Below are 9,562 nucleotides of genomic sequence, written 5' to 3' on the forward strand. Positions count from 1 at the left end.
CGGCCCCCGTTTCCGGGGTATCCCGCAGTAAGGAACCAAGATGAACCAGGAAGTCCTGAACATCTTCAACCCGCTCCCGGTCACTCCGACCTTCGATCAGATCAAGATCGCCCTGGCCTCGCCAGAGAAGATCCGGTCGTGGTCCTTCGGTGAGATCAAGAAGCCGGAAACCATCAACTATCGTACGTTCAAGCCCGAGCGTGACGGTCTGTTCTGTGCCCGTATCTTTGGCCCGACCAAGGACTACGAATGCCTGTGCGGCAAGTACAAGCGCATGAAGTACAAGGGTATTATCTGCGAGAAATGCGGCGTTGAGGTCACCCTGGCCCGCGTTCGGCGCGAGCGGATGGGCCACATCGAACTGGCCAGCCCGACCGCCCACATCTGGTTCCTGAAGTCGCTGCCGTCGCGCATCTCGCTGATGCTCGACATGGCGCTGAAGGACGTCGAGCGCGTCCTGTATTTCGAGAACTACATCGTCACCGAGCCGGGCCTGACCCCGCTGAAGCAGAGCCAGCTGCTGACGGAAGACGAGTACTACCACTACCAGGACGAATTCGGCGATGACGGCTTCACCGCCGAGATCGGTGCCGAGGCTGTGCGCAATCTGCTGATGGGCATCGACCTTCATGCCGAGGCCGAGCGTCACCGCGGTGAGCTGGCCGACAGTCCGTCGGAGATGAAGGCCAAGAAGGCGTCCAAGCGTCTGAAGCTGATCGAGGCCTTCCTCGACAGTGGCAACAAGCCCGAGTGGATGGTGCTGACGGTGGTGCCGGTGATCCCGCCGGAACTGCGTCCGCTGGTGCCGCTGGACGGGGGCCGTTTCGCCACCTCCGACCTGAACGACCTGTATCGCCGGGTCATCAACCGGAACAACCGCCTCAAGCGCCTGATGGAGCTGCGTGCGCCGGACATCATCATCCGCAACGAGAAGCGGATGCTGCAGGAGTCGGTCGACGCCCTGTTCGACAACGGCCGTCGTGGCCGGGTCATCACCGGTGCCAACAAGCGTCCGCTGAAGTCGCTGGCCGACATGCTCAAGGGCAAGCAGGGCCGCTTCCGTCAGAACCTGCTCGGCAAGCGCGTCGACTATTCGGGCCGTTCGGTCATCGTCGTGGGTCCGGACCTGAAGCTGCACGAGTGCGGCCTGCCCAAGAAGATGGCGCTCGAGCTGTTCAAGCCGTTCATCTATGCGCGCCTTGACGCCAAGGGCCTGTCGGGCACCGTCAAACAGTCCAAGCGCATGGTCGAGCGCGAACAGCCCCAGGTGTGGGATATCCTCGAAGAGGTGATCCGCGAGCACCCGGTCATGCTGAACCGCGCGCCGACGCTCCACCGTCTGGGCATCCAGGCGTTCGAGCCGAAGCTGATCGAGGGCAAGGCCATCCAGCTGCACCCGCTGGTCTGCGCCGCGTTCAACGCTGACTTCGACGGCGACCAGATGGCCGTGCACGTCCCGCTGAGCCTCGAGGCCCAGCTGGAAGCGCGCGTGCTGATGATGTCGACCAACAACATCCTGTCGCCTGCCAACGGCAAGCCGATCATCGTGCCCTCGCAGGATATCGTGCTGGGTCTCTACTACCTGTCGCTGGTCAAGGACGGTGAGCCGGGTGAAGGCAAGCTGTTCGCCAACATGGGCGAGATTGATGCCGCGCTCGACGCCGGTGTCGTGTCCCTGCACACCAAGATCAAGGCGCGCTGGACCGAACAGGACGCCGAGGGCAAGGTCGTGACCAGGGTCATCGACAGCACCCCGGGCCGGATGAAGCTGGGGGCGCTGCTGCCGCAGAATCCGAACGTCGGCTACCGCCTGCTCGAGAAGAACCTGACCAAGAAGGAAATCGGCAATCTGATCGACGTGGTCTATCGCCACTGTGGTCAGAAGGCGACGGTGATCTTCGCCGACCAGATGATGGGCCTGGGCTTCCGTGAAGCCGCCAAGGCCGGCATTTCGTTCGGCAAGGACGACATCGTGATCCCGGCCAAGAAGGTCGAGATCGTCGCTGAAACCCGCACCCTGGTCGAGGAGTACGAGCAACAGTACGCCGACGGCCTGATCACCAAGGGCGAGAAGTACAACAAGGTCGTCGACGCCTGGGCCAAGGCCACGGACCGGGTCGCGGACGAGATGATGGCCGAGATCGCGCAGCCGCGCGTGCTGATCAAGGGTCAGGCCCCGGACATCAACTCGGTGTTCATGATGGCCAACTCGGGTGCCCGTGGTTCACAGGCCCAGATGAAGCAGCTGGGCGGCATGCGCGGCCTGATGGCCAAGCCTTCGGGCGAGATCATCGAGACGCCGATCGTGTCGAACTTCAAGGAAGGCCTGACCGTTCTTGAATACTTCAACTCCACCCACGGGGCCCGTAAGGGTCTGGCTGACACCGCGCTGAAGACCGCCAACTCGGGTTATCTGACCCGTCGTCTGGTCGACGTGGCGCAGGACTCCATCGTCACCGAGGAAAGCTGCGGTTCGACCCGGGGCATCACCCTGCGAGCCGTGGTCGAGGGCGGTGACGTTCTCGTCTCCCTGGGCCAGCGGGTTCTGGGTCGCTATGCGGCCGAGGACATCAAGGAGCCGGGTGGCGAGAAGGTGCTGTTCAAGGCCGACACCTATCTGGAAGAAGAAGAGGTCGACATCCTCGACGCCGCCGGCGTTCAGTCGGTCAAGGTCCGTTCGGGCCTGACCTGCGAGGCCGAGGCCGGTATCTGTGGCATGTGCTACGGCCGTGACCTGGCCCGCGGCACCAACGTCAACATCGGCGAGGCGGTCGGCGTTATCGCCGCCCAGTCGATCGGCGAGCCCGGCACCCAGCTGACGATGCGGACCTTCCACATCGGCGGTACGGCCCAGGTGGCGGAGACCTCCTTCTATGAGGCGACCAACCCCGGGACCGTCCGGATCACGGGCCCGACCGTCAAGGCGGCGCACGGCGATCTGGTGGCGATGAGCCGCAACGTCGTGATCACCATCGTCGTCGACGGCAAGGATCGCGAAAGCCACAAGGTCCCCTACGGTGCCCGTCTGCGGGTGATCGAGGGTTCCGAGGCCAAGAAGAACCAGCGTCTGGCCGAGTGGGACCCCTACACCAGCCCGATCCTGACTGAAGTCGGCGGCGCGATCCGGTTCGAGGACCTGGTCGAGGGCCTGTCCGTCAAGGAAGAGACCGACGAGGCCACGGGTATCGCCCAGCGCGTCGTCTCCGACTGGCGGGCCAGCCCGCGTGGGGCCGACCTGCGTCCCGCGCTCGGTGTCACCAGCGGCGAGGAGTACGCCAAGCTGGCTTCGGGTTCAGACGCCCGTTACCTGCTGCCGGTGGGCGCGGTTCTGTCCGTGAACAACGGTGACCAGGTCAAGCCGGGCGAGGTCATCGCCCGCGTCCCGACCGAGGGTGCCAAGACGCGCGACATCACCGGCGGTCTGCCGCGGGTGGCCGAGCTGTTCGAGGCCCGTCGTCCCAAGGATTGCGCGGTCATCGCCGAGATGGACGGCCGCGTCGAGTTCGGGCGCGACTACAAGAACAAGCGTCGCATCAAGATCACGCCGGAGCCGGATGCCGATGGCAACCAGGCCGAGCCCGTCGAGTTCCTGATCCCGAAAGGCAAGCATATCTCCGTCCACGACGGCGATCTGATCCAGAAGGGCGACTACATCATCGACGGCAACCCGGACCCGCACGATCTGCTGCGTATCCAGGGCGTCGAGGCGCTGGCCGAGTATCTCGTCAACGAAGTGCAGGAAGTCTATCGCCTGCAGGGTGTGCCGATTAACGACAAGCACATCGAGGTCATCGTTCGCCAGATGCTGCAGAAGGTCGAGATCCTCGACTCCGGCGAGACCACCCTGATCCGTGGCGACACGGTCGAGGTGGCGGAAGCCGTGGCCGAGAACCTCAAGGTCGAGAAGCGCAAGGGCCGTCCGGCCATCACCCAGCCGGTCCTGCTGGGCATCACCAAGGCGTCGCTGCAGACCCGCAGCTTCATCTCGGCGGCGTCCTTCCAGGAGACCACCCGCGTCCTCACCGACGCCTCGGTCAACGGCAAGGTCGATACGCTGGAAGGCCTGAAGGAGAACGTCATCGTCGGCCGCCTGATCCCGGCGGGCACGGGGGCCTATCTCCGCAGCCTGCAGAAGGTCGCCAACGAGCGTGACGCCAAGCTGACCAAGGTTCGCGAAGCCGCGGTCGAACCGCTGCCGGCCGACCTGGCCCTGGAGCTGGAGAGCAGCGCGAGCTGATCTGCAGTTACGGACTGAACTGAAGAGGGCGGCCCCGGAAACGGTGCCGCCCTTTTTCGTTCCGCGGCGGCCGCTTTCGGAGGCGGATTGGGTCAGGTCGGACTTTCAGTCTAGGCTTCGTCCGGGAAGACGGCCCTGGGGGACTTGATGAAGGTGAAGCGTACGCTCTGGGTCGTTGTGGCCCTGCTTGGGATCACGGCTGTCCTGTACCTGCCGGCGAGCCTGTTCTTTCCCCGGATGCTCGGCTTTCCCTATCGGACGATGGCGGGGGAGACCCCGATATATTCCTCGACGCCTATTCCGCCCGAAATCCATGAGGTTGTCGCCCGGGCCGACGCCCGGGTTCGCGAGAGCCCGATATTCACCCCCGAGGCCTTGAGACACCCGATCTTCCTGACGGACGGAGGGGTTCGGTGGCGGCTGCTTTCATTGGGCGGCGGCGGTGCCTTCGGCCTGACCCGGCCGCTCGCCGGGCATATCGTGGTCAACCGTTCCAGCATTGCGAGCGACAGGGTGTGGAACGGTGCCTCCGTCGCCGGAAGTCGGACGCTGAGCGGCGTCATCGCCCATGAGCGGACGCATATGCTTGTCCGCGCCCACTTCGGTCTGCTTGCAGACCGTCAATTCCCGGTCTGGGCCATCGAGGGCTATTGCGACCACGTCGCCGGCGGCGGCACGCTCTCGGACGCCGAGGCCGCGCGGTTGCGGTCCGACGGCAGTCGGTCGCCCGCCCTGTTCTATTACGACAGCCGCAAACGGGTAGAGCAGACTCTCCGGGACAATGGCGGTTCGGTCGATGCGTTGTTCAGGCCGGCGACCCGGACCAGCGACCCGGACTGACGGCTCGAGTTGTCGCCGGCTGCCATCCGCCCCCGGGCAGCAGCCGGAGCCTGCGAAGGATTTTGACCTATTCCCGCGGCCCGTCGCGGCGGTTGGTGCGGATGTTTTCGGTCGAGTCCGGGCGCAGCGACGGATCGAGAAGAGCCCCGGCGACTCCCATGCCGAAATTGGAACCGGGACCGTCCTGGGGCCCGACCACGCCGGTGCCTCCGGCCAGCGGTCGACGGCGACGCTCATAGGCCGCCAGGGCCCGTGCGCCCTCGGCGGCGAACTGCGCATCGCGGGCCGGATTGCCACTGCCGGTGACCGGGGCCGCGCTCAGGGCAGCGGCCCCGAAGCGATCGTCGCAGGCGGTCTGTTCAGCCGGGGTCAACCGGCTGCGGCCCAGTCGACAGCCGAGCGATCCGGCCCGCAGATTGCCGACGGCACCGGGGAGGCGGGGGCGGAGCTGCCAGGCATCATCGATCACCGGTGCGCCGGGCGCGGGGAGGGCCAGACGCGGTATCGGGGGAGTCGGCGGGGCCTCGTCCTCCTCGGGTTTGCGTCGGGTGGCCGTGGCTGTGGCGGGTGCAGTCCGGACGGCGGTCGTCGTGCGTGGTGGTGGGGGTGTCGGCACCCGGACCCGTTCGCCGGGCAGGAGTGGGCGCGGCTCAAGCTGCAGCGGGATGAAGAGGCGCGGCAGATCGGGGCTGACGATCGCGACGCCCACGGTGGTCAGGGCCAGATAGCCGAGCACCAGACCGTGCAGACCCACGGAGGCGGCGACCATCGCCGGCTTGCGCCAGCGTCGGGGAAGCCCTGGTCTTGTGAGTCCGCCCGCCGCCATACCGTTCCCCGTCCCGTTGCCTGGACCTGAGCGGGAAACCATGGCGACTTTCAGGTTGTCCCGCCGATTTCCCGAACGGTGAGGTCGGTATCGATCGCGGCCGACCCTTGACCCCGTGGCGGTCAAAGCGTAAACGGCGCGGACTTTCGAGGGCTGACGGTTCGCCGCCGGTCCGGGATCGTGACAATCGAACGACCGGGCTGTTGCCCGCCGGAACGCCCGAAGCGCGCGTTCCGGCTTTTCTGTTTGTCGCGCGCCCGTCTCGAAATCCAAACCCCGGGGATCGTCGTCAGGCGGTCTCCAAAAGAAGGTATCCGAGGCGCTCCGGCCGAAAGGCACACGCCTCCATCGATTGAAAGAGACGAGTCTTAATGCCCACGATCAACCAGCTGATCCGCAAGCCGCGCCAACCCAAGCCGGTCCGCAACAAGGTGCCCGCCCTGAAGGGCTGCCCCCAGCGCCGCGGCGTCTGCACCCGCGTCTACACGACGACCCCGAAGAAGCCCAACTCGGCTCTGCGTAAGGTCGCCAAGGTTCGCCTGACCACCGGCATCGAAGCCGTGTGCTACATCCCCGGCGAGGGCCACAATCTGCAGGAGCACTCGGTTGTGCTGATCCGCGGCGGCCGCGTCAAAGACCTTCCCGGCGTTCGCTACCACATCCTGCGCGGCGTGCTCGATACGCAAGGCGTCAAGGACCGCAAGCAGCGTCGTTCGCACTACGGCACCAAGCGCCCGAAATAAGCGACCGCTTCACCCCATTCGCCGGTTTCCACCGGCCGTCCGACACCGATTTAGAAGGCCAACTCCATGTCCCGTCGTCACCGCGCCCAGAAGCGCGAAGTTCTGCCGGATCCCAAGTTCAAGGATCTGATCGTCACCAAATTCATGAATTACGTCATGTACGAGGGCAAGAAGGCCGTCGCCGAGAACATCGTCTACGGTGCTTTCGAGATCCTGGCCGACAAGAAGAAAGAGCAGGAGCCGGTCGTCACCTTCCACACCGCGCTCGACAACGTGGCTCCGGCCGTCGAAGTCCGCTCGCGTCGCGTCGGTGGTGCCACCTATCAGGTGCCGGTCGAGGTTCGCCCCGAGCGTCGCCGCGCCCTGGCCATCCGCTGGCTGGTCAACGCCGCGCGCAAGCGTGGTGAGAACACCATGACCGAGAAACTGGCCGCCGAGCTGCTGGACGCCTCGAACAACCGCGGCACCGCGGTCAAGAAGCGCGAAGACACCCACAAGATGGCCGAAGCCAACCGCGCCTTCAGCCACTATCGCTGGTAGGCGCCTTCAAAGCGCCCTCTAGAATCCCTATCTGAGACTATCCGGCGCGGGCGGTTTGAGCTAAATCGCCCGCGCTCGCTTACCCGCACAGACCGACATTTCCCGAGGGCGCGAAACGCGTCCTGAACTCACTTCAAGGCACGCTCTCATGGCCCGTATCAACAAGATCGAGGACTACCGCAACTTCGGCATCATGGCCCACATCGATGCGGGCAAGACGACGACGACCGAGCGGATCCTGTATTACACCGGCAAGAACCATAAGATCGGCGAAGTCCACGACGGCGCCGCGACCATGGACTGGATGGACCAGGAGCAGGAGCGCGGCATCACCATCACGTCCGCCGCGACGACCGCCTTCTGGAAAGAGAAGCGCCTCAACATCATCGACACCCCCGGACACGTGGACTTCACCATTGAAGTCGAGCGTTCGCTGCGCGTGCTCGACGGTGCCGTGGCCGTGCTGGACGGTAACGCCGGTGTGGAGCCCCAGACCGAGACCGTCTGGCGTCAGGCCGACAAGTACCGCGTGCCGCGCATCGTCTTCGTCAACAAGATGGACAAGATCGGCGCCGATTTCGACGCCTCGGTCCAGTCGATCCGTGACCGCCTCGGTGCCAAGGCTGTGCCGATCCAGTTCCCGATCGGTTCGGAGAGCTCGCTGTCCGGCCTGGTCGACATCGTCGCCATGAACGCGGTGGTCTGGGACAACGACGCCCTGGGGGCCAACTTCACTGTCGGCCCGATCCCGCCCGAGCTGGTCGAGAAGGCCAACGAGGCCCGCCAGTACCTGATCGACAACGCCGTCGAGCTCGATGACGAGGCGATGGAAGCCTATCTCGAAGGCACCGAGCCCAGCATCGAGGTGCTGAAGAAATGCATCCGCAAGGCTGTGCTGACCGGGGCCTTCTATCCGATCCTGTGCGGCTCGGCCTTCAAGAACAAGGGCGTCCAGACCCTGCTTGACGCCGTGGTCGACTATCTGCCGTCGCCGATCGACATTCCGCCGACGCCGGGCATCGACTTCCGCACCGAAGAGCCGGTCGTGCGCCACGCCTCGGACGAAGAGCCCCTGTCGGTTCTCGCGTTCAAGATCATGGACGACCCCTTCGTCGGCTCGCTGACCTTCTGCCGCATCTATTCCGGCAAGATGGAAACCGGCATGGGCCTGCTGAACTCCAGCCGCGACCGCAAGGAACGCGTCGGCCGCATGCTGCTGATGCACTCCAACGACCGTCAGGACATCAAGGTCGCCTACGCCGGTGACATCGTCGCCCTGGCCGGCCTGAAGGACACCCGCACCGGGGACACCCTGTGCGACCCGACCAAGTCGCCCGTCATTCTCGAGAAGATGGAATTCCCGGCCCCGGTGATCGAGATCTCGGTCGAGCCCAAGACCAAGGCCGACCAGGAGAAGCTGGGCGTCGCCCTGGCCAAGCTGGCCTCGGAAGATCCCTCCTTCACCGTCTCGACCGACCACGAGTCCGGCCAGACCATCCTCAAGGGCATGGGCGAGTTGCACCTCGACATCAAGATCGACATCCTGCGCCGCACCTACAAGGTCGACGCGACCATCGGCCAGCCGCAGGTCGCCTATCGTGAGAGCCTCGGCCGCAAGGTCGACATCGACTACACCCACAAGAAGCAGACCGGTGGTACGGGCCAGTTCGCCCGCGTCATGATCACCTTCGAGCCGGGTGAACCCGGTTCGGGCTTCGTGTTCGAGAACTCGATCGTCGGCGGGGCCGTGCCCAAGGAATACATCCCCGGCGTCCAGAAGGGCCTCGAGTCCATCAAGGACGGCGGCCTGCTGGCGGGCTTCCCGCTGATCGACTTCAAGGCGACCCTGACGGACGGCAAATACCACGACGTCGACTCCAGCGTGCTGGCGTTCGAAATCGCGGCCCGCGCCGCCTTCCGCGAACTGAAGGAAAAAGGTTCGCCCAAGCTGCTCGAGCCGATCATGGCCGTCGAGGTCGTGACCCCCGAGGACTACCTCGGTTCGGTCATCGGCGACCTGAACGGCCGTCGCGGCATGATCCAGGGTCAGGACATGCGCGGCAACGCCACCGTCGTGAACGCCTTCGTGCCGCTGGCCAACATGTTCGGCTATGTGAACACGCTTCGTGGCATGTCGCAGGGCCGCGCCCAGTTCACGATGCAGTACGACCACTACGAGCCGGTGCCGCAACACGTCGCCGACGAAGTGATCAAGAAATATTCCGCCTGATACCAACCCCTGCTTTCGGCGGACCTGCGGTCCGCCGGGGCCCCTGAAAACCCAAGGATAAGCCCCCTGCTCAGGGGACGGAGAGAAGAGAATGGCCAAGGAAAAGTTCGAACGTAACAAGCCGCATTGCAACATCGGCACGATTG

General features: G+C 65.0%; 6 protein-coding genes. 5 read left to right on the forward strand and 1 reads right to left on the reverse strand.

Going from position 1 to position 9,562, the window contains the following annotated elements; genetic code table 11:
- Positions 1 to 40: 40 nt before the first annotated feature.
- Positions 41 to 4,237 carry a DNA-directed RNA polymerase subunit beta' gene (gene rpoC, locus AAC050_RS14055; RefSeq protein ID WP_339915716.1) on the forward strand — a complete coding sequence of 1,399 codons (4,197 nt, stop codon included), beginning with the start codon at positions 41 to 43 and terminating at the stop codon, positions 4,235 to 4,237.
- A gap of 147 nt (positions 4,238 to 4,384) precedes the next feature.
- Positions 4,385 to 5,077, forward strand: a complete 693-nt coding sequence (locus AAC050_RS14060; protein ID WP_339915717.1) for a hypothetical protein — start codon at positions 4,385 to 4,387, stop codon at positions 5,075 to 5,077.
- A 67-nt stretch (positions 5,078 to 5,144) separates the two neighbouring features.
- On the opposite strand, the gene AAC050_RS14065 is transcribed toward AAC050_RS14060, so the two are convergent.
- Positions 5,145 to 5,846 (reverse strand): hypothetical protein, encoded by a 702-nt coding sequence (locus AAC050_RS14065; protein ID WP_339915718.1) that lies wholly within the window; start codon positions 5,844 to 5,846, stop codon positions 5,145 to 5,147.
- A 428-nt stretch (positions 5,847 to 6,274) separates the two neighbouring features.
- On the opposite strand from AAC050_RS14065, the gene rpsL reads away from it, so the two are divergent.
- The 3 genes from rpsL (at position 6,275) to fusA (ending at position 9,416) form a co-directional block, all read left to right on the forward strand.
- Positions 6,275 to 6,646, forward strand: coding sequence for a 30S ribosomal protein S12 (rpsL, locus tag AAC050_RS14070; protein WP_300446423.1), 372 nt, complete (start codon positions 6,275 to 6,277; stop codon positions 6,644 to 6,646).
- A gap of 66 nt (positions 6,647 to 6,712) precedes the next feature.
- Positions 6,713 to 7,186 (forward strand): 30S ribosomal protein S7, encoded by a 474-nt coding sequence (gene rpsG / locus AAC050_RS14075; protein ID WP_300446425.1) that lies wholly within the window; start codon positions 6,713 to 6,715, stop codon positions 7,184 to 7,186.
- A 148-nt stretch (positions 7,187 to 7,334) separates the two neighbouring features.
- On the forward strand, positions 7,335 to 9,416 hold the full coding sequence (gene fusA / locus AAC050_RS14080; RefSeq protein ID WP_339915719.1) for an elongation factor G: 2,082 nt from the start codon (positions 7,335 to 7,337) through the stop codon (positions 9,414 to 9,416).
- The last annotated feature ends 146 nt before the right edge of the window (positions 9,417 to 9,562 follow it).

Origin of the sequence: uncultured Brevundimonas sp., assembly GCF_963974615.1 — a bacterium.
Taxonomy (GTDB): Bacteria; Pseudomonadota; Alphaproteobacteria; order Caulobacterales; family Caulobacteraceae; genus Brevundimonas.

Excerpts from the sequence above, each read along its gene's own strand:
- rpoC (WP_339915716.1), top strand. The coding sequence starts at position 41 with ATGAACCAGGAAGTCCTGAACATCTTCAACCCGCTCCCGGTCACTCCG.
- AAC050_RS14060 (WP_339915717.1), top strand. The coding sequence starts at position 4,385 with ATGAAGGTGAAGCGTACGCTCTGGGTCGTTGTGGCCCTGCTTGGGATC.
- rpsG (WP_300446425.1), top strand. The coding sequence starts at position 6,713 with ATGTCCCGTCGTCACCGCGCCCAGAAGCGCGAAGTTCTGCCGGATCCC.
- rpsL (WP_300446423.1), top strand. The coding sequence starts at position 6,275 with ATGCCCACGATCAACCAGCTGATCCGCAAGCCGCGCCAACCCAAGCCG.
- fusA (WP_339915719.1), top strand. The coding sequence starts at position 7,335 with ATGGCCCGTATCAACAAGATCGAGGACTACCGCAACTTCGGCATCATG.
- AAC050_RS14065 (WP_339915718.1), bottom strand. The coding sequence starts at position 5,846 with ATGGTCGCCGCCTCCGTGGGTCTGCACGGTCTGGTGCTCGGCTATCTG.